The organism is Pontibacterium sinense (genome assembly GCF_015209595.1).
GTDB lineage: Bacteria > Pseudomonadota > Gammaproteobacteria > Pseudomonadales > Balneatricaceae > Pontibacterium > Pontibacterium sinense.
Window position 1 is genome coordinate 37,764 of sequence record NZ_JADEYS010000003.1, and the last position, 17,310, is coordinate 55,073.

The window sequence follows — 17,310 nt, forward strand, 5'->3', positions numbered from 1 at the left end:
GCTTAAACTCGGATCGATTGTAAAAGGTGCCTGATGGCACCTTTTTTTGTGTCTGCTTTTATTCCGTTGCTAGTGCGCGGGCGTTAGCGATGAGTTTGTTGATAATGGCGCGCAGTGCTGCCGGTCGGATCGGTTTTGTCAGGAGCTGGGCACCCGCTTCGGCAATTTCGATTTTAACCTCTTCCGTTCGGTCGGCGGTGATGACGATGGCAGGTATATCGCGATCGGTGAGTATCTGTATCTCTTTGAGTGCATTGACCCCAGTATCGGTTTCGGACAGGTGATAATCCGCCAAAATAATGTCAGGTTCAAAATGTTCCTCCTGAATACGGGCGATCGCTTCATTGCCTGAAATGGCCACGGCAACCTCACAGGACCAGCCACCCAGAAGTGCGCTCATCCCTTCCAGTATTTTTGGTTCGTTATCGATCACCAGTACGCGTACACCATTAAGCCCCTTGCTGCGTATCCAACCACGGTTTTCCGGTTTCTGTTTGACGGCATTCTCAGCGACGCCCAGCGGAACTTCGACGCTGAATACGGTGCCCTTGGTTGGCCAGGAGCGTACACGCAGACGGTGTTCCAGCATACGGGCGATGCGTTCAGTGATGGCGAGCCCCAATCCAAGCCCTTGAACCTGGGAGTGTTTAGGGTTGTCGATGCGCCGAAACTCCTCAAACACCTCTTTGAGTTTATTCTGTGGAATGCCTACGCCGGTATCCCATACCTCGAATCTCAGTTTATTTCCGCGTTTACGGCAACCCAATAGAATGCCGCCATTTTGGGTGTAGCGAATTGCGTTAGACAGGAAGTTTTGCAATATACGGCGCAGCATCTGTTGATCTGAGCGGACAACCAGTTTGCAGGGGTGGCAGCGGAATTTGAGGGATTTATCCAAGGCCATGGCGGTGAACTCGACCGACAACGTGCTGAATAGGTCGCTAACGCAGAAATCGGTGATAGAGGGTTCCAGCGCGCCCGCATCGAGTTTGGATATGTCCAGAATCGCGGTGATCAGTTCTTCGGCCGCTTTCAGTGAGCCGTCCAGATTATCCACAAGCTGCCGGGTTTCGTCGCTGTGACTTTTTTGTGCCAATGCAGAAGAGAACAGGCGTGCCGCATTAAGTGGCTGCAGCAGATCGTGGCTGGCTGCAGCGAGGAATCGGGTTTTGCCCAGATCGGCAGCTTCCGCATCGGATTTAGCCTGACGTAGTTCATCCTCCATCAGTGCGCGGATAGTGTTTTCTTTACGCAGCTCTTTGTTCACTACCGAAAGCGCATGTGTCCGTTCTCTGACGCGTTGTTCCAGTGTTTCGTTGGTTTCCTGTAGGGCCTGCTCAGCCAGTCGTCGTTCAGTAATATCCTGATACAGGGTGAAATAACCCAGTACGTCGCCGTATTCGCCGATGTGTGGAATATAGGTTACTTCGGCGTAGCGGATGCTACCGTCTTTGGTGGGCAGAAGGGTTTCAAAGCGCTGTCGTTGTCCTGTTAACGCTTCACGAATATACGGAGTGCGCAGTTCATATTCGTCTTCCGGCAGTACTTTGTAGCAGGGTTGGCCGGAGATATTGTGACGATCCAGATCAAAGGTGGATGCATAGGCTTTGTTGACGAACAGGTAGCGACGGTTCGGGTCCAGGTAGGCGATCAGTACCGGTACGTTGTCGGTATAGATGCGAATGTTCTGCTCGCTTTCACGCAGGGCTTCCTCGATCTGTTTGTGGTCAGTGATATCCATGTAGGTATTCACATAACCGCCATTGGGCATGGGATTGCCACGTACGTCCAGTACCGTGCCGTCCGGGCGGAAACGTTCATAGCTATGAGGTTGGCTGGAACGAAGCACTTCTAATCGTTTCTTAACCTGGGTTTCTATATCACCTGGGCCGTATTCACCTTTGATGGCGTTGTGGCGGAAGACTTCCTCAATCGGGCGCCCGACACAGATCAAACCTTCCGGATAATCAAACATCTCCACGTAGGGGCGGTTCCAGGCCACCAGGCGCATCTGCTGGTCCACAACACTGATACCCAGACTGATGTTTTCAATGGTTGATTGCAGCAATGAGCGGTTAAAACGCAGCGCCTGAGAGGCTTCATCTACGATAGTAACTACATCGCCGATCTGCATATCACGGCCCTGCAGAATGGATGCAAGTACGATACGTGCGGAGGAGGCACCAATCACCCCGGCTAATAAGCGTTCAGTGAACTGAATCAGTTCCGGGGTGGCTTTATCGCCGGACAGTGGGGGTTCCTCCCCCCGTTGCAGGGCAAAGCCTGTAAATGAGTGCTGTGTACGGCTGATGCCCAAGAAACGCTCGGTCAGCATCTGTAGATCGCCGACGGTGACATGTTCATAGTGACGCGAAGTTTCCGGCAGATCCTTGTTGTAGATATCGACAAAAGCGCTGGCCTGAATCCTGTCCACCAAACGCCGCGAGCTATATCGGGATACGGCGATGTAGAGCATGATATTGATCGATAAGCTCCAGAGCACGCCGTGGGTTAAAGGGTCTAGGTCTGTCATGCCAAACAGGGCTGTGGGCTTGAGCCAGCTCACAGAAAGAAGTCCATTGGCAAGGAAGCTGTCGCCAATTAATCCGCCTTCCATCAGCGTAGGGATTACCAGCGTGTAGAGCCACAACAGGAAGCCTGCGGACATGCCTATAAAAACACCGTTGCGAGACCCGGTTTTCCAGTATAAGCCGCCAATAATTGCGGGCAGGAACTGGATAACGGCAACAAAGGCCAGCAGGCCAAAAGAGGCTAATGATCCCTGATCACCGAGGATTCGGTAATAAAAGTAAGCCAGTAGCATCAGGCACATAATCGTGACACGACGGACTTTTAACAGCAGTGCACCAAGATCTTTGCTTTGGGATAGATTTAGCCAGGATATGCGAAACAGTAACGGCATGACGATGTCGTTACAGACCATGGTTGAAAGCGCAATCGATGCAACGATAACCATGCTGGTGGCAGCAGACAGTCCGCCAATGAATGCGAAGGTGGCGAGATTAAAGTGGCCCTCGGCTAATGGTAGCATCAAGACGAAGGTGTCAGCATCAACCGCGCTGTATTCGTCGAAGTAGGAAAGGCCAGCCGTTGAGATGGGTAGTACAAATATGGCCAGCAGTGCCATATAAAGGGGAAACAGCCAGCGCGCAAGTTTCAGGTTTTGGATGTCGCTGGTTTCGACAATGGTGACCTGAAACTGACGGGGTAGGCAGATGACGGCTGCACAGGCCAATACCGTCTCGACTAAGAAGCTGTCTTGCAGAATAGAGTGAAAGTTCTGATTTTGTGCCAGCTGGTGGCTGATGCTGGCAATCAACGGCGCCGGGCCGTCAAAGATCTCATATGTGACAAAGATGCCGACTGCAATGAACGCGGTGAGCTTAATGATGGATTCGAACGCGACGGCTAATACCAGGCCATCATGGTGTTCTGTTGCATCTATATGCCGGGTACCAAACAGGATGGCAAATACTGCCATCAGCATCGCGACAAAAAGGGCTGTATCGCTGCCTTTACCCAGAGAGGTTTCGCTGCCGGCGGTGATCGCACTAAAGCTGATCGCAACGGCTTTGAGCTGCATTGCGATATAAGGAATGGTGCCTAGTACCGCAATCACGGTGACCAAAACCGCTAATAGCTGGCTTTTCCCGTAGCGGGAAGAGATGAAATCAGAGATTGAGGTGATGTTCTGTTGTTTGCTGACCAGAACGATCTTTTCAATGACCTGCCAGCCAAGCATAAATACAAGGATTGGGCCTAAATAGGTGGCGAGAAATTCCCAGCCATTGGTTGATGCCCGTCCAACTGCACCGTAAAAGGTCCATGAGGAGCAGTACACCGCAAGAGATAGGGCGTAAACGATCTGCTTGCCGATACGGTTTGGGGTGGTGGCCTTGTCTCCGTAATAGGCGATGGCGAACAGCAGTCCGACATACGCCAGCGAGATCATGATAACTGTCCAGCCTGACAACATGATGTGCCCGCTCCTTGATATGAATTTGAAAGTTCTAGTTTACTCTTTCTGTAAAGGAACCCAAATCCTGCCTTATACCTTTGTATAGAACTTTGAACTCAAAGGTCTTTTTTGAAATCGCTGTAGCCCTTGAATTACGGGGCGTGTCTGAAATTTTGCTATATAAATCAAGTACTACGATCAGACTAAAGTCGGGCTTTGATTGGGGCAGTGCTCTGATAATCTCTACTCTGTCTTTAGTTTCACCTATTCATAAAAAAAATAAGGATGGTGCAATGTCTATCAGCCCTGAACAGGCGCAAGCGTACTGGAAAGAAAACTTGCGCATAATATACACCTATCTTGCGGTGTGGTTCGTAGCCTCCTATGGCTGCGGAATCCTGTTTGTCGAACAGCTTGATGCGATCCAGTTCTTTGGATTCCCACTAGGCTTCTGGTTCGGTCAGCAGGGATCAATCTTCGTCTTCGTTGTCTTGATCTGGATGTATGTTGCATCTATGAACAAGCTTGACGAAAAGTATGACGTTCACGAATAACAACAATAAAAATAATCTAGTAAGGACGGCATTGTTATGAGTCTCGATTTACTTACTTACCTCTTTATCGGTGGTTCGTTTGCGCTTTATATCGGTATTGCGATTTGGGCGCGTGCAGGATCTACCAAAGAGTTCTACGTAGCAGGCGGTGGTGTACCACCAATCGCTAACGGCATGGCAACTGCAGCTGACTGGATGTCTGCAGCTTCCTTTATCTCCCTGGCTGGTTTGATCTCCTTCGTCGGCCGTGATGGTTCTGCCTACCTGATGGGTTGGACTGGTGGTTACGTACTGTTGGCACTGCTGCTGGCACCTTACCTGCGTAAGTTTGGTAAGTTCACTGTGCCAGACTTTGTAGGTGACCGTTACGGTTCAAGCACTGCGCGTATCATCGCCGTTGTTTGTACTATCGTAATCTCTTTCACTTACGTAGCTGGTCAGATGCGTGGCGTTGGTATCGTATTCTCCCGTTACCTGCACGTTGACATCAACACCGGTGTAATCGTCGGTATGGCAATCGTATTCTTCTACGCTGTACTGGGTGGTATGAAAGGTATTACCTATACACAGGTTGCACAGTACTGCGTACTGATCCTGGCGTTCACCGTTCCAGCATTCTTCCTGTCTGCGCAGATTACTGGTCACTTCCTGCCTCAGTTCGGTCTGGGTGCGACTCTGGAAAGCGGTCAGTCTGTATTGGCGACGTTGGACCAACTCTCTGTTGATTTGGGCTTCTCCCAGTACACCTCAGGTAAGAAATCAACGATTGATATCTTCTTCCTGACAGTCGCACTGATGTGTGGTACTGCTGGTCTGCCTCACGTAATCGTACGTTTCTTCACTGTACCTCGCGTAAAAGATGCGCGTACTACTGGTGGTTACGCACTGATCTTCATCGCACTGCTGTACACTGCGGTACCAGGTGTTGCTGGTTTCGGTCGTGTAAACCTGATCCAGGAAGTAAACGGTCCACAGAACACGGGTACTGCTTACGCTGAAATGCCTTCTTGGTTTAAAAACTGGGAAAATGCGGGTCTGCTGGCATGGAATGACCGTAACGGCGACGGCATTGTACAGTACGCTGCTGGTGCTGCGTTCGATGCGAAGAAAGGTAAGCCTGCATTCATCGATGAGCGTGGTGAACACGGTCAGCGCATGACTTCCAACGCTAAAACAGATGCTTCTTTCGATGCTGCTAAACAGCCGTTCGCAAACGAAGTATACGTAGACCGTGACATCATGGTACTGGCTAACCCAGAGATCGCTCAGCTTCCAGGTTGGGTAATTGCTCTGGTAGCAGCGGGTGCGGTTGCGGCAGCACTGTCCACTGCAGCAGGTCTGCTGTTGGTAATCTCCACTGCAATCTCGCATGACTTGATGAAGAAGACCATCAACCCGAATATCTCTGATAAACAGGAATTGATGTACGCTCGTCTGGCTGCGGTGGTAGCAATCTGTATTGCGGGTTACTTCGGTATCAACCCTCCTGGCTTCGTGGCTCAGGTAGTGGCGTTGGCATTCGGTATCGCATGTGCGTCCGTATTCCCAACTCTGATGCTGGGTATCTTCTACAAGCGCATGAATACTCAGGGTGCGATCGCAGGTATGCTGGTAGGTCTGGTATCTACTGTTGGCTACATGTGGTACTTCGTATTCGGTGGCGGTAACTCTGCTGACTACTTCATGGGTATCTCCCCAGGTGGTTTCGGTACTGTTGGTATGATTCTGCACTTCATCGTTGCTTTAGTTGTTGCACAGATGACTCCTCCTCCTTCAGAGGAAATGCAGCGTATCGTAGAAGACCTGCGTATCCCTCGCGGTGCTGGTGTTGCTCACGATCACTAATCGCTTGAGTTAGTTACTTCTTAAGGCACACCAGCGCGAGTTGGTGTGCCTTTTTCATTTATATGTTGGGAGAAAATGGATATGCCTTCATCTTTTAATATGGATAACATGCCGTTCAACCTGCTGGACGAGCGTGAGAGTAACCTGCTGCGCCAGAATCTGGATATCGGGTACTATCAAAAAGGTGAGGTGCTGTTAGCCGCGGGTACAGAGCCGGAAGGGGTGTTTATCATTCTGAAAGGCCGCGTGAGTGAAAGCGAGGCGGTGGAAGAAGGTCAGTCTGATCAGCAGCATCATGTATTTGTGCATTACACCAATGAAGATTACTTTGGTGCTTGGTCGGCTATTCGCGGTAAAGCAATTCATAACTTTATTGCTGAAGAAGAAACGATCTGTCATATCCTGCCCACCAAGATCCTTTTGGATCTGATGTCTTCAAACAGCCTTTTTGCAGATTATTTTCAGCAAAACCTCTCGGCGAAATCTGAAATTGTTGCTCAGCATGGCGGCGATCAGGATATGGCTGAGTTTATGCTCGCCAAAGTGTCTAGTGGGGTTATTCGTGAACCGCTGATCATATTGGAAGGTACGAGTATTGATGAGGCAACCCGTTTAATGCGGGAAAAGAAAGCGGATTGCATGTTGATAAAAAGAGGGAGTCGTTACGGTATTGTGACGGGGACCGATCTATTGGATGCAATCGTGGTCAATCGTATTTCTCTGGATGGTGATATCGCTGATGTGGCGAGCTACCGGCTGATTACGATTGAACCCGAAGATTATATGTTTAATGCCCTGATTATCATGACGCAGCAACATATTGAGCGTGTCGTTGTTATGAAGGGGGATCAGCTTGAAGGGATTGTTGAGCTGACCGATGTATTGAGCTATTTCTCCAGTCATTCGCATGTGATCGGTTTACGTATTGAGCGTGCCCAGACGATCGAAGATCTGCATGAGGCTGCGGAAGGCCTGGATGATCTTATTAAGGCATTGGTTTCGCACGGTGTGAAAACGCGCTTTGCGATGGATCTGTTGGCTGCTATGAATGGCCGTATTATGGCTAAGCTGTTCGATATTATGATTCCTGCTGATATGCAGCCACACGTATGCCTGGTAGTGATGGGGTCAGAGGGGCGCGGCGAGCAGATCATGAAGACTGATCAGGATAATGCGATTATCCATCGTGATGGTCTGGTGTGGCCGGAGATGCAGGACAGGCTGAATGAATTCAGCAAGACGCTTATTGAATTCGGTTTCCCGCCTTGCCCGGGTAATATCATGGTGTCCAACCCTGAATGGGTGAAATCTCTGGGCGACTGGACACAGATGCTGGGTGATTGGGCCGAGAAGTGCGATGGCGAAGCACTGATGAATTTGGCGATAGCGGTGGATGCCAAGCCGGTGGCGGGTAACCCTGCGATCTTCAAGGCGAGCCGTAACTGGTTTATGCGTTATCTTCGCAATAACGATGTCTTTTTCTCCCATTTTGCGCGAGCGACCATCGAGTTTGATACGCCTTTGACCTTCTTTGGGAATCTCAAAGAGAAGGGACAGTTGGATATTAAAAAGGGTGGGATTTTCCCTATCGTACATGGTGTTCGCACGCTAGCGCTTGAGCATAAGGTAAAAGCGACTAACACGTTTAAACGCATAGAAGCGCTGGTTGAGTTGGGCGAGATGCAGGATAAACACGGTCGTGAAATGACCGAAGCGCTGAGCTTGTTTATTCAGCTGCGTTTGCGTCAGCAGATTAAGCGTATGGATCAGTCTGATAGTGGCGTAGACCAAACGCCTAATATCATTGAGCTGGCCTGTTTGGATAAAATGGAACGAGACCTCTTGCGTGATGCCTTGCATATCGTAAAAGGATTTAAGAAACATTTGACCCTACGCTACCACCTTGGGAGCTAAACGATGATTATCCCAAGAACGATAAGAAGAATAAAAGAACGTTACGATCATAAGGGCGGGCCGTATGCCCACCTCTTCGAATCCTATGAAGGTGATGAAGTGGTTTCGCTGGATTGCGAGACCACCAGTTTGGATGTAAAGCAGGGCGAAATACTGTCAATTGGCGCGGTTAAGATTAAAGGCAACCGTGTGATGACCAGTGATCGTCTGGATATTAAGCTGAAAGCGCCTGAATCGCTGACTGGTGATTCGATCAAAATTCACAAAATTCGCGCCAGTGATTTGAGTGAAGGGATTGAGCTGGAAGATGCGTTGGAGCAGGTGCTGGAGTTTGTCGGTAATCGCCCAATTTTAGGCTATTACGTTAACTACGATATTCGTATGTTAGATAAATTCATTCGCCCGAAATACGGTTTTAGTTTGCCTAATAAGGCGGTTGAGCTGTCCCATGTTTATCATGACATCATAAAGTGGCGATTTGTTGGCGGGAATGTGGACCTGCGATTTGATACGATATCTAAGTCACTTGATATACCAATGCTTGAGCGTCATACGGCGTTAGGTGATGCGATTACCGTTGCGCTGATGTATGTTCGCCTGAAACACGGTGAGCCGCCCGCCGTAAACTGTTAAACTCTCTATACGCAGCAACGTCAATTTTAAAGCGGGCCATTGGTCCGCTTTTTGCATTTATATTCTGTAAAGGTGCTTTAAACGGTTGTTCATGCCAAATTTTTGTCGTAATTTTGGCGTTATACGTTGAAGGCCCCTGTCTGTTACCTATAATGTCAATAAATTGCCGAAGTGCGGAGTGAGGAATGGTCGATCGAGCTGATATCAACAATGTGCTGATGCAGATGCGGGCGATCCAGTCACAGGCTCAGGGTGGCGCGGGTATTACCGCTGCTGCACCTATTGCGCCAAATCAGGCGGAACTAAAGACAGACCGTACAGGCTTTGGTGATCTGCTGAAGCATGCAGTGGACAGCGTTAACGAAGTGCAGGGAACCGCCAAAAAACTGGCGACGGCGTATGAAAAGGGGGATCCTACCGTGGATCTTCCTCAAGTAATGATTGAGGCGCAGAAAGCGTCGGTGTCGTTTCAGGCGATGACTCAGGTGCGTAACCGGTTGGTGAGCGCATATGAAGATATTATGAAGATGCCGATCTGATCTGGCATCTTGTGGGTGCAAGTAAGTTATGGCTGAAGGTATAACTGCAAGCGGAATGGATAAAGGTAGTACAGTACTTGGCTTTAATCGCCTGAGTATCTTCCGTCAGATTGGTCTGATGGTAGGACTCGCGGCGACGATTGCTATCGGCTTTGCAGTGGTATTGTGGTCTCAGTCACCGGACTATCGCGTGCTATTTAGTAATCTGGGTTACGCAGATGCGAACCAGGTGATCGAACAGCTGCGTTTATACAATGTGCCCTACAAGTTTGATTCTGAAGGTCGAGCTATTCTAGTGCCACAAGAGAGTGTGCATCAGGCTCGTCTGAAGTTGGCTGCGGAAGGATTTACTGCGGATAAAACCGTTGGCTTTGAGCTATTAGATAAAGATCAGGGCATCGGTAGTAGCCAATTTATGGAAACAACCCGCTACCGACGAGGCTTGGAAGGGGAGTTGGCTCGAACGATTGCCAGTATGATCTCTGTGCGTAATGCCCGTGTGCACCTCGCTATCCCCAAAGACTCCGTGTTTATCCGTGACGAACGGAAGCCCTCCGCATCGGTATTTGTCGAGCTGTTTGCTGGTCGAAAACTAGAGCGTGATCAGGTGGCGGCAATTGCGAATTTGGTCGCGTCCAGTATTCCTGAACTGAGGTTTGAGGATGTCACGGTTGTTGATCAGCGCGGCCGCCTGTTGAATAGCCGAGATGTTGACACAGAGGCTGTTCTGGCCGCCAAACAGCTCGAATATACTCAGAAAATTGAAGAGCGTCTGCTAAACCGCGTCAACAGCATTTTGATGCCGGTTGTTGGTTCTGAGCGTTTTCGGGCGGAAGTATCTGCGGATATCGATTTTACGGCTGTTGAGCAAACCGACGAAATCTATAACCCTGATTTGCCTGCCTTACGTAGTGAGCAGACAAACAAAGAAAGCCGTGTGGGTTCGTTGGCAGCGATGGGGATTCCCGGTGCGTTATCTAATCAGCCACCTGGTCCGACCGCAGTACCTGAAGAGGCTCGGGGAGCGGGTGTTATCGGGCAGCCAACACCTGAAACGAAACAGCCTGGGAGCAGTCGGGATCAGGCAACGCGAAATTATGAATTGGATCGCTCCATCAGCTATACCCGTCATCAGCAGGGGCGGGTACGCCGTTTGAGTGTTGCGGTGGTGGTTGATGATCTGTCCGGTATCGATCCGGCGACTGGCGCGCCGAATCGCACACCGTGGACAGAAAATGAACTGGAACGCTTACGTTTGCTGGTGCAGGATGCCGTCGGGTTCTCTGCCCGCCGTGGTGATAGTGTCAATGTGATTAACTCGCCATTTGTTGCCGCACAGAAGATGGATACGGAAGAGACACCGATCTGGCAGCAAGGTTGGGTGTGGGAAATTGTTAAGCAGGTGCTGGCCGCACTGTTTGTCTTGGTGCTGGTATTTGGTATTTTGCGACCGATATTGCGTAATCTTGCGGATACCGGATCGGCAAGTAGTGTGGCTGGTCTAGGCGCGGCAGGTGATGTCGCAGCTGAGCTGGAAGGGTTGGATGCTGCAGGTATGGCGGCAGATCAGGTGACGTTTGGTGCTGATGATGAGTTGCTCCCAACTCCGAATGAAAGCTTTGATTATCAGGTTAATGCTATTCGCAGTATGGTGGCGGAAGATCCTGCAAAAGTAGCGCAGGCGGTAAGACAGTGGATCGCGGAAGATGAGTGATGAAACCCTAGATGGTGAGCTGACAAACCTGGATAAGGCGGCGATTTTGCTGATCAGTCTGGGGGAATCTGATGCGGCGGAAATCCTGAAGCACTTAGGTCCGAAGCAGGTTCAGAGCATTGGTCAGGCAATGGCGGCGCTCGACAACATACCCCAAAGCAAAGTGGAATCTGTAGTGACGGATTTCCTGGGCTTGCTGGGCGATCAGACCGGCATCGGTATCAACAACGATGCCTATATCCGTGCGATGCTGAACGAAGCGTTGGGCGAGGAAAAGGCTAAAACGCTGCTTGATCGGATATTGATTAGCAAGAATACCTCTGGTTTGGATACACTGCGCTGGATGGAACCACGGCAAATCGCCGAAATTATCCATTATGAGCACCCTCAGATTCAGGCCGTTATTATTTCCTACCTTGAGCCTGACGTTGCCGCGGCTGTGCTTTCGTTTTTTGACGAAAAAGTCCGTCTCGATATTGTCATGCGTGTTGCTTCCCTGGATAGCATCCAGCCGGTTGCGTTGCAGGAGTTAAACGACATTTTGGAACGTCAGCTTACCGGTGGAGGAGGAACCAATACAGTTTCCAATCTGGGTGGTGTGGAGTCTGCCGCGAGTATCATGAACTTCATCGACAGCAATATTGAAGCTGAGGTGATGGATGGTATTAAGGAAGCCGACGAGATTATGGCGAATAAGATTTCGGACATGATGTTCGTCTTTGAGAATCTTATCGACGTGGAAGACCGAGGTATTCAGGCAATATTGCGTGAAGTCTCCACCGATGTATTGGTTCTGGCGCTCAAGGGGGCTGATACGGCTCTGCAGGAAAAAATATTTCGCAATATGTCTAAACGAGCCGCAGAACTGCTGCGGGATGATCTCGAAGCGAAAGGACCTGTGCGCGTTAGTGAAGTGGAAGAAGCGCAACGTGACGTACTATCTACTGCTCGCCGTTTGGCTGATGAAGGTGAGATCCTTCTGGGCGGTGGCGGCGATGAGATGATCTGATGAGTAATAAAAGCGGATCAGAGGGTGATGTACGAATCCGCTCTACCGATGCGGTGGCGTTAACGCCTTGGACGTTGCCGGAAGTGTCTGGTGATCATCTTGTGGCACTTGAAACGAAAAGCCAGCCAAAGAAAAAGCCCGCTTTACCTGAAGCTGATCTGCGTGATGTTGGTTTAGCCCTTCAGCGTGAAAAAGCCCCTAAAGACGTTGTTACCGTATCTGAAGCTGAATCCATCCGTAAGGCTGCGCATCAAGAGGGTCTATTGCAAGGATTGGTTGAAGGGCGAGAGCAGGGATATCCTGAAGGTTTAGAAAAAGGCTTGCTCGAAGGGAAAGAGCAAGGCTATCAGGATGCGCTGACCCAGGGGCAGGCTGAAATTGATCAGGCGGTCGCCAATCTGGCTGAAATGGTACAGGCACTGCACCAGCCATTGGCGCAGCAGGGACAAACATTGGAGTCCTTAATCTCGGGTTTAGTGGTTAAGTTATCCCGTGCAGTCATCGATGTTGAGTTAAACACGCGCCCTGAAATTATACAAAATTCGATTCGTGATGCGCTTCAGCAGCTGCCACAGGGCGGCGGTGCGTTAACGATCGAGGTTTCACCCGCCGACTTACCGCATGTGGAGCCTATTGCGGGTCGCCTGTCTTTTCCTGTATCTGTTACTGCAGATGGTTCTATTTCTCCCGGCAGCTTCCGATTGCACACCAGTGATAGTTTGATCGAATCTGATATTCAACAGCAGTTTCAGCTGCTCTCTGAACAGCTTTTTGCTTCATTGACCCAACAGAATCCGGAGGCCTGATGGCTGACCTTCTGTCCCGTTTATCTCGCTGTGCGGATGTGACGCTCAAGCGACAGTCTCCTATTATCGAAGGACGTATTACCCGAATGATCGGCCTGACGCTGGAAGCTGTTGGGGTTCAGGCAGCTGTGGGTGACTGTTGTCGTATCGTGTTGAATGATAAGAGTGCGGTTGAAGCTGAAGTCGTTGGTTTTTCTGGCGATCGCTTATATTTGATGCCGCTTTATCCCATCGAGGGTCTGAAACAGGGGGCTAAGGTTTACCCGTTGGCCGATTCAGGTCAGGTACCAGTTGGGGATGCGTTACTGGGGCGGGTGATCAACGGTATTGGCAATCCCATCGACTCTCTCGGTGAGCTTAGAGACGTCGATGAGGTGTCGCTAGCGGGAGATATTATCAACCCATTATCTCGTGATCCGATCAAAGATACCTTGGATGTGGGTATTCGGGCCATCAACTCCTTGCTAACCGTGGGGCGTGGTCAGCGTCTTGGCTTGTTTGCCGGCAGTGGTGTGGGTAAGTCGGTCCTATTAGGTATGATGACGCGTTTTACCGAAGCCGAAATCGTCGTTGTGGGCCTGATCGGTGAGCGTGGTCGAGAAGTGAAAGAGTTCATCGAGCACAGCTTGGGCACCGAAGGATTGAAACGTTCGGTTGTTGTTGCTTCACCTGCGGACGATTCCCCTTTGATGCGTTTGCGGGCTGCTCAGTTAACAACGCGTATTGCTGAGCATTTTCGAGATCAGGGTAAAAACGTTTTATTGCTGATGGATTCTCTAACTCGCTACGCCCAGGCACAGCGAGAGATTGCTCTGGCTGTGGGGGAGCCGCCCGCGACGAAAGGTTATCCACCGTCGGTCTTTGCCAAAATTCCCAAGCTGGTCGAACGGGCAGGCAACGGTTTGCCCGGGGAAGGTTCAATTACTGCTTTCTATACAGTCCTGACGGAAGGTGATGATCAGCAGGATCCCGTTGCGGATTCCGCGCGTGCGATTCTTGATGGGCATGTTGTATTGTCCCGACATCTCGCTGAACAGGGGCATTATCCGGCGATTGATATCGAGGCATCGATCAGTCGAGCGATGCCGCAGATTATCCATCCTGATCATCTAAAGACCGCACTGCGCTTTAAGCAGCTATATTCAAAGTATCGGCAGAACGAAGATCTGATCTCTGTTGGTGCTTATGTGAGGGGCAGTGATCCTGATACGGATTTTGCAATGGAGCGAATGCCCGTTATGAACGAGCTGTTGCGTCAGTCGATGTCTGACCCTATGCCGCTGCAGCCCTGTATTCAGCAACTTTCAATGGTATTAACACCGATGCCAAATGCGAATGCAAATCCAACGTCAGCTGTGGTGCAGTAAATGGCAAAGCGATCTCAGCGCTTGAGAGTGGTGCTTGATCTTGCCGAGCGCAAGAAAAAACAGGCAGATCAGTTGCTGGCAGCCAGTCGGGCACGTGTGGAAAAGGATAAGCAGCAAATTGTACAGCTGGAAGCCTTTCTTGCCGATTATCAGCGTCAATATGAAGACGCGGGGCGTCAGGGATTTGGTATCTCGAAGCTTGAGGTCTATCAGTCCTTTATCCGTAAGATAGCGACGGCGTTAAACCAGCAAAAGAACGCACTGCGTATGAATGAAAACGAGCTGTCTGCTGTTGAACGTCACTGGACTCAATGTTACGGCCAGGTTGTCGCAATGGATAAGCTGGTAGATAAGGCGCAGGATCAGGAGCGGAAGCTCGAAGATAAGAAGTTACAGCAGCAGCTTGACGAGCGTGCACAAATGATCAAATCAAACTTTATCTAAGTTGGCCTCCTTTTTGCTGGTTCTTGGTTGAGTAGTACTCAATGTTCTTCGTTTCAGGAGTGAAAAATGAGTAACCAGCTATCTAACGCAGGCGCTTCCGGCCTGCTTGGGATGTTGAATGTTGCGCCAGTTGCACCGGGACAGCCCGCTTCCGGGGCTGGTGATTCAGCACTTCCGTTTGGTTCGGTTATGCAAGCGCAGACGGCAGGCGCGTATCCCTCTCAGGTTGATGCTAACGGCCAGCCATTGCCGCAGATGGGTGAAGGATTGCCACCGTCCGGTGAAATGTTGGCACAAATTCAGGCACGCTTGGCAGCAGAAGGTCGTGCACCAGAACTATCCGAATTAACAAGTGAGTCGCCTAACGGAGATCTGTTGGGGCCGGTGCTTGGTGAAGCCGAAAGTCTGCATGAAGGTGTGGTTGTTAAAGACCAGTGGTTAGGTCTGACTCCGCACAATAGCGAGTTTGATGTGCAGGCGCCGGAAGTTGTGACGCTTATGCAGGATATTATGACTGAGCAGTCTGCTCAGTTAAGGCCAGAGATTCATCAGACACGGCCAGATGCGTTGATCGAAGGTGATACGGGAAATACGCCTGTTGATGTGAGCGTCGTGTCTCTCGAAGCTGCAGCGAATAATATGGCTGCTAATGCTGCTAATGCTGCTAATGCTGCTAATGCTGCTACGGAAGCTGTGGTCAATGAAGGTGGTGCTAACAGGGCGTTGCCTTCCACATCTGAAGTCGTTACTTCTCTGAGAGGAACGGGATCGGAGACGAAAAGTGTCGAAGGACTCGTTAGTCAGTCAGTGTTGCCGGTCTCTCCGTTTTCTGAGACCACAATTGATAGACCAGATACCGGCACTGAAACTCAGTCTTCCCGCTTTAGTGTTCTTTCAGAGGCTGTTCCAGGCGTTTCATCCCAGTCAGAGACTCCTGAACAAGTCGTACAACCTCCTTCAATGGATAGTCCTAATGTTGTTCCTGCAGCACCTGTGATGCCTGTAACTACGGATCAGATGCCGAGAAGTACGACAGTATCTAAGTCTTCGGCTACCGGCGATAATCGACCCGCATCACCATCGTTGATGAACGCAGATAACAAAGGCTCGACTGGAGCGGGAGCTGTGGTGACTCAACTGGTTTCTCCGCCAACTAATGCCACGGGTGTATCTGGATCACTCCCTCCGGCAGCGTCTGTAGACGGAGCTGCTATGACCGGAGATATGCGCTTAACATCGGGTGAATCTGCTGACCTATTGCGGGCAGAACGCGCAAGTGGCGAAGGCACTCCGGGAGGTGGAGATAAGGCAGACAGCGGGCTGCGGGCAGATGGGCGAGGGTTCTCTTCTATATTGAGTACAGCGGCTCAAACTACAAGCACCGCGGATGCGGCGGCTAAAATGACCCCCTCGCAAACAGCATTCACTCTGGCGGGACAGGGACAAATGGGCTCCGCACCTTGGAGTAATGCTCTGAGTGAACGCATCATGGTCATGACGGCGCAAAATAATCAGGTTGCAGAAATTCAGTTAGATCCGCCGGAGTTGGGGTCATTAAAAGTCAGACTTCAGGTTGGCCAGGATCAGGTCAGCGTTAGCTTTGTTTCACCTCACGCATCGGTTCGGGATGCCGTGGAGCAAAGTATGCCTCGATTGCGAGAAATGATGGAGCAACAAGGATTAAATCTGGGCGAATCTTCGGTGAACGATCAGTCTTCAGGTTCGGGTGATGAAGGGCGTCAGGAACGCTTCGCATCGGGGAATGGGGATGACATGTCTGCAGGTTCGGAAGAGCAGGTTTCTATAGCCGCGGATGGAGAAGGAATATCGCTTGTTGATTACTATGCCTGAGTAGCTTCAGCCTGAAAAACAGTGTGTTATAGTTAGCGCTGTAAAAAGGGATAGTCCCTTAAGTATATTATTCGGCACTCTGTCACGGGAGATTGATGATGGCTGAAGATCAGGCTGCAGCGGCTGAAAACGGTGAAGAAGAAGGCGGTAAAAAGAAGTCCAAACTGAAGCTAATCATCATTATTGTGGTTGCGCTGTTGGTACTGGGTGGCGGTGGTGCTGCGGCATATTTTCTTTTGTTGGCAGAGCCTAATACGGAAGAAAGTGCTGAGAAGGAAGCGGAAGTTGTTGAGCCGGTGCGTGGCCCGGCGATCTATGTGAAAGTTCGTTCAATGGAAGGGCGCCCGATGTTTGTTGTGCCACTGCGTAGTAAGGAAAAAACCCGCGCAGGGCGTGGCCACTATATGCAGGCGTATGTGGAAGCCAAAACGCGTAACCCGGAAGTGGAAGCTGCACTCAAATTGCATATGCCTGTGGTTGTATCTCGTCTCAACAAAATGTTTTCCTCACAAGAGTTTGAAATATTGCAAACTAAAGAGGGGCGTAGTGAGTTGAGACAGCAGGCAGTTGATGAGGTACGCGAGGTTATGATGGAGAAAATCGGTAGACCTGGAGTGGAAACGGTGCTCTTTACTAACTTTGTAATGCAGTGATC

At 50.3% G+C, this 17,310-nt stretch carries 13 protein-coding genes; 12 read left to right on the forward strand and 1 reads right to left on the reverse strand.

The genetic code is table 11. The features are described 5' to 3' along the window. Nucleotides 1-58 precede the first annotated feature (58 nt). Entirely contained in the window at nt 59-3,997 is a 3,939-nt protein-coding gene (locus IOQ59_RS03800) for a hybrid sensor histidine kinase/response regulator (RefSeq protein ID WP_193951936.1), read from the reverse strand. Nucleotides 3,998-4,272: 275 nt separating this feature from the next. On the opposite strand from IOQ59_RS03800, the gene IOQ59_RS03805 reads away from it, so the two are divergent. The 12 genes from IOQ59_RS03805 (at nt 4,273) to IOQ59_RS03860 (ending at nt 17,308) form a co-directional block, all read left to right on the forward strand. Next, a complete protein-coding gene (locus tag IOQ59_RS03805) occupies nt 4,273-4,533 on the forward strand; it encodes a DUF4212 domain-containing protein (RefSeq protein ID WP_193951937.1) in 261 nt (86 codons plus the stop codon). A 36-nt stretch (nt 4,534-4,569) separates the two neighbouring features. Further along, nucleotides 4,570-6,378, forward strand: a complete 1,809-nt coding sequence (locus IOQ59_RS03810) for a sodium:solute symporter family protein (protein ID WP_193951938.1) — start codon at nt 4,570-4,572, stop codon at nt 6,376-6,378. Between the two features lie 81 nt (nt 6,379-6,459). Further along, complete coding sequence (locus IOQ59_RS03815) at nt 6,460-8,292, forward strand: putative nucleotidyltransferase substrate binding domain-containing protein (RefSeq protein ID WP_193951939.1); 1,833 nt, start codon at nt 6,460-6,462, stop codon at nt 8,290-8,292. 3 nt (nt 8,293-8,295) lie between these two features. Further along, the gene (locus IOQ59_RS03820; protein WP_193951940.1) at nt 8,296-8,925 is read left to right on the forward strand and encodes a 3'-5' exonuclease; all 630 of its coding nucleotides are present in this window, start codon (nt 8,296-8,298) and stop codon (nt 8,923-8,925) included. Between the two features lie 185 nt (nt 8,926-9,110). Next, nucleotides 9,111-9,464: a flagellar hook-basal body complex protein FliE gene (gene fliE, locus IOQ59_RS03825; protein WP_193951941.1), complete on the forward strand. Its 354-nt coding sequence runs from the start codon at nt 9,111-9,113 to the stop codon at nt 9,462-9,464. A 28-nt stretch (nt 9,465-9,492) separates the two neighbouring features. After that, nucleotides 9,493-11,178 carry a flagellar basal-body MS-ring/collar protein FliF gene (gene fliF, locus IOQ59_RS03830; RefSeq protein ID WP_228050674.1) on the forward strand — a complete coding sequence of 562 codons (1,686 nt, stop codon included), beginning with the start codon at nt 9,493-9,495 and terminating at the stop codon, nt 11,176-11,178. Beyond that, nucleotides 11,171-12,187, forward strand: coding sequence for a flagellar motor switch protein FliG (gene fliG / locus IOQ59_RS03835; RefSeq protein ID WP_193951942.1), 1,017 nt, complete (start codon nt 11,171-11,173; stop codon nt 12,185-12,187). The genes fliF and fliG overlap by 8 nt, the downstream gene beginning before the upstream one ends. Beyond that, entirely contained in the window at nt 12,187-12,993 is an 807-nt protein-coding gene (locus IOQ59_RS03840) for a FliH/SctL family protein (protein ID WP_193951943.1), read from the forward strand. Before fliG ends, IOQ59_RS03840 begins: the two co-directional genes overlap by 1 nt. Further along, the gene (fliI, locus tag IOQ59_RS03845; protein WP_193951944.1) at nt 12,993-14,360 is read left to right on the forward strand and encodes a flagellar protein export ATPase FliI; all 1,368 of its coding nucleotides are present in this window, start codon (nt 12,993-12,995) and stop codon (nt 14,358-14,360) included. Before IOQ59_RS03840 ends, fliI begins: the two co-directional genes overlap by 1 nt. Continuing rightward, nucleotides 14,361-14,804: a flagellar export protein FliJ gene (gene fliJ / locus IOQ59_RS03850; protein WP_193951945.1), complete on the forward strand. Its 444-nt coding sequence runs from the start codon at nt 14,361-14,363 to the stop codon at nt 14,802-14,804. It abuts the gene before it with no gap. A 66-nt stretch (nt 14,805-14,870) separates the two neighbouring features. Next, entirely contained in the window at nt 14,871-16,655 is a 1,785-nt protein-coding gene (locus tag IOQ59_RS03855) for a flagellar hook-length control protein FliK (RefSeq protein WP_193951946.1), read from the forward strand. A 95-nt stretch (nt 16,656-16,750) separates the two neighbouring features. After that, the gene (locus tag IOQ59_RS03860) at nt 16,751-17,308 is read left to right on the forward strand and encodes a flagellar basal body-associated FliL family protein (protein WP_228050675.1); all 558 of its coding nucleotides are present in this window, start codon (nt 16,751-16,753) and stop codon (nt 17,306-17,308) included. Nucleotides 17,309-17,310 lie beyond the last annotated feature (2 nt).

What these genes read in the sequence shown, in the direction of transcription:
- IOQ59_RS03810 (WP_193951938.1), top strand. Translation starts at nt 4,570, where the DNA reads ATGAGTCTCGATTTACTTACTTACCTCTTTATCGGTGGTTCGTTTGCG.
- fliG (WP_193951942.1), top strand. Translation starts at nt 11,171, where the DNA reads ATGAGTGATGAAACCCTAGATGGTGAGCTGACAAACCTGGATAAGGCG.
- IOQ59_RS03800 (WP_193951936.1), bottom strand. Translation starts at nt 3,997, where the DNA reads ATGTTGTCAGGCTGGACAGTTATCATGATCTCGCTGGCGTATGTCGGA.
- fliI (WP_193951944.1), top strand. Translation starts at nt 12,993, where the DNA reads ATGGCTGACCTTCTGTCCCGTTTATCTCGCTGTGCGGATGTGACGCTC.
- IOQ59_RS03805 (WP_193951937.1), top strand. Translation starts at nt 4,273, where the DNA reads ATGTCTATCAGCCCTGAACAGGCGCAAGCGTACTGGAAAGAAAACTTG.
- IOQ59_RS03855 (WP_193951946.1), top strand. Translation starts at nt 14,871, where the DNA reads ATGAGTAACCAGCTATCTAACGCAGGCGCTTCCGGCCTGCTTGGGATG.
- IOQ59_RS03815 (WP_193951939.1), top strand. Translation starts at nt 6,460, where the DNA reads ATGCCTTCATCTTTTAATATGGATAACATGCCGTTCAACCTGCTGGAC.
- IOQ59_RS03840 (WP_193951943.1), top strand. Translation starts at nt 12,187, where the DNA reads ATGAGTAATAAAAGCGGATCAGAGGGTGATGTACGAATCCGCTCTACC.
- fliF (WP_228050674.1), top strand. Translation starts at nt 9,493, where the DNA reads ATGGCTGAAGGTATAACTGCAAGCGGAATGGATAAAGGTAGTACAGTA.
- fliJ (WP_193951945.1), top strand. Translation starts at nt 14,361, where the DNA reads ATGGCAAAGCGATCTCAGCGCTTGAGAGTGGTGCTTGATCTTGCCGAG.
- fliE (WP_193951941.1), top strand. Translation starts at nt 9,111, where the DNA reads ATGGTCGATCGAGCTGATATCAACAATGTGCTGATGCAGATGCGGGCG.
- IOQ59_RS03860 (WP_228050675.1), top strand. Translation starts at nt 16,751, where the DNA reads ATGATGGCTGAAGATCAGGCTGCAGCGGCTGAAAACGGTGAAGAAGAA.
- IOQ59_RS03820 (WP_193951940.1), top strand. Translation starts at nt 8,296, where the DNA reads ATGATTATCCCAAGAACGATAAGAAGAATAAAAGAACGTTACGATCAT.